The organism is uncultured Streptococcus sp., assembly GCF_938036805.1.
In the GTDB taxonomy this organism is placed as follows: domain Bacteria; phylum Bacillota; class Bacilli; order Lactobacillales; family Streptococcaceae; genus Streptococcus.
Window position 1 is genome coordinate 1 of sequence record NZ_CALHWC010000039.1, and the last position, 2,226, is coordinate 2,226.

Genomic DNA, 2,226 nt, shown 5'->3' on the forward strand with positions numbered 1-2,226 from the left:
TCTTCTTGAGCTCCGCCGGCTATCCAAAGAGAAATAATCCCCTCAACACTGGATAGGAAGATTTCCAAGGCGTATTTCTGAGGGATATGAAAGTTCTCCTCTAAAAAACGCTGGGTAGCAGCTTCTTGCTTGTCGCTCAGAATGATACTGGTTATGAATTCCCGAATAGCTCCGCGAAAGTCAATATAATGGCTTCTAGTCAGGGCATTGATCAGACGTTCATTAGCACGCAGTATATGAAATTTGGCTATCATGAACCGTTTGGAATATTCGCCTTCTTCTTCAAAAAGACTATAACTATAAAGTTGAGAAATGATGTCGCTTTTGAGGCTATCAATCATCTGATATTTATCTTGGTAGTGGAGGTAGAAGGTGCCGCGATTAATCCCTGCTCGTTTGCAGAGCTTGCTGATGGAGATAGTATCAAACCTTTCCTCTGATAGTAGCTGAATCAAGGCTTCTTTGATGTCTTCCTTGGTACTAGTTTTCCGTTTCTGGACCATTTTTCTTCCTTTTTACTTAAATCAACACTTTGTTGATTTTTGATTATTGCTTTTTGTCTAAGCTCATTATATAATATCTGTGATTTAGAATCAACACCTTGTCGATTTAAGGAGATGGGGTTTGAAAAGGAGAGAAGCGATATGGCTTATATTGAAATGAAACATAGCTTTAAACGTTATCAGGTAGGTGACACGGAAATTGTTGCCAATCATGATATTTCTTTTGAGATTGAAAAGGGGGAACTGGTCATTATCCTGGGTGCTTCTGGTGCCGGTAAGTCAACAGTGCTCAATATCCTCGGAGGTATGGATACCAATGATGAGGGAGACATCCTGATAGACGGCCAGAATATTGCTGACTACAATTCCCACCAGCTGACGGACTATCGTCGCAATGATGTGGGCTTCGTCTTTCAGTTTTACAATTTGGTGCCCAACCTGACGGCCAAGGAAAATGTCGAATTGGCTTCTGAAATCGTCAAGGATGCTCAAGATCCAGTGGCAGCACTGATAGCAGTGGGTCTGGAAAAGCGCCTCAATAACTTTCCAGCCCAGCTATCAGGTGGGGAGCAGCAGCGGGTGTCTATCGCTCGGGCTGTGGCCAAGAATCCCAAGATTTTGCTCTGTGATGAGCCGACAGGAGCTTTGGACTACAATACTGGTAAGCAAGTGCTGCAAATCTTACAGGATATGTCCCGCAATCAAGGAGCGACAGTTATTATCGTGACCCACAATGCTGCCTTGGCTCCCATTGCTGACCGGGTTATCCGCATGCACGATGCGAGAGTCAAGAGTGTTACAGTCAATGAAGAGCCGCAGGATATAAGTACATTGGAGTATTGATATGAAGAGAAAGATTTATTGGAAAGATATTCTGCGCTCCTTCACTAGCTCTAAAGGCCGTTTCCTATCTATTTTAATCCTCATGATGCTGGGCTCTTTAGCTCTTGTGGGGCTAAAGGTCGCTCCACCCAATATGCGCAGAGCAGCAACAGATTACTTGAAAGAGCAGCGAACCATGGACTTGGCTGTTATGGCAGACTATGGTTTGGATGCGGAGGATCAGAAAGAGCTGGAAGCTATCAAGGGAGCTGATGTCGAGTTTGGCTATCTGACAGATGTCACCATGGACGAGGAGGCCCTCCGAGTATTCTCAGATACCAAGGATATTTCAAACTTTCAAGTGACCTCTGGTCGTCTTCCCAAGAAAGAGCAAGAAATTGCCCTGGCTAGCTTTTGGTCTAAGAAATATAAGCTTGGTCAGGAGATTGATCTGACCGAGAAAGCCGGCAGCCGGTCAGTTCTGAAAAACAAGACCTATAAGATTGTGGGATTTGTCAACTCGGCAGAGCTCTGGTCTGATAGAAATCTGGGCAATGCGACTAGTGGAAGCGGGGCTTTATCAGCCTATGCTGTAGTCAGCACCAAGGCCTTTGATACAGATGTTTACAGTATTGCCCGCCTGCGCTATCATGATTTAGAAAAGCTGGCTCCCTTTTCTGAAAGCTATCAGGAGCGTTTGGAGCAGCACCAGACTGCTTTGGACAAGAGCCTGGAAGATAACGGAGCAGCTCGCTTTAAGCGATTAAAGGCAGATGCCAAAAGCACCATTCAGAAGGGGCAAGATAAGATTGCTCAGGCTGAGAGCGAACTGGCCCAAGGGAAAAAACAATTAGAGCAAGCTCAGAGTCAGCTGGACCAGCAAAAAAACCAGCTAGCGGCA

2 protein-coding genes and 1 pseudogene are annotated in these 2,226 nt (G+C 45.2%); 2 read left to right on the top strand and 1 reads right to left on the bottom strand.

What is annotated here, in order from left to right; translation table 11 throughout:
• On the bottom strand, positions 1-503 hold a 503-nt coding region (locus tag Q0191_RS01760; RefSeq protein ID WP_297663270.1), incomplete at its 3' end, for a TetR/AcrR family transcriptional regulator.
• A gap of 141 nt (positions 504-644) precedes the next feature.
• Here Q0191_RS01760 and Q0191_RS01765 point away from each other — a divergent pair.
• Positions 645-1,346: an ABC transporter ATP-binding protein gene (locus Q0191_RS01765; RefSeq protein ID WP_297663272.1), complete on the top strand. Its 702-nt coding sequence runs from the start codon at positions 645-647 to the stop codon at positions 1,344-1,346.
• Between the two features lies 1 nt (position 1,347).
• Positions 1,348-2,226, top strand: a pseudogene (locus Q0191_RS01770) (peptide ABC transporter permease); the annotation flags it as partial.

Excerpts from the sequence above, each read along its gene's own strand:
- Q0191_RS01765 (WP_297663272.1), top strand. The coding sequence starts at position 645 with ATGGCTTATATTGAAATGAAACATAGCTTTAAACGTTATCAGGTAGGT.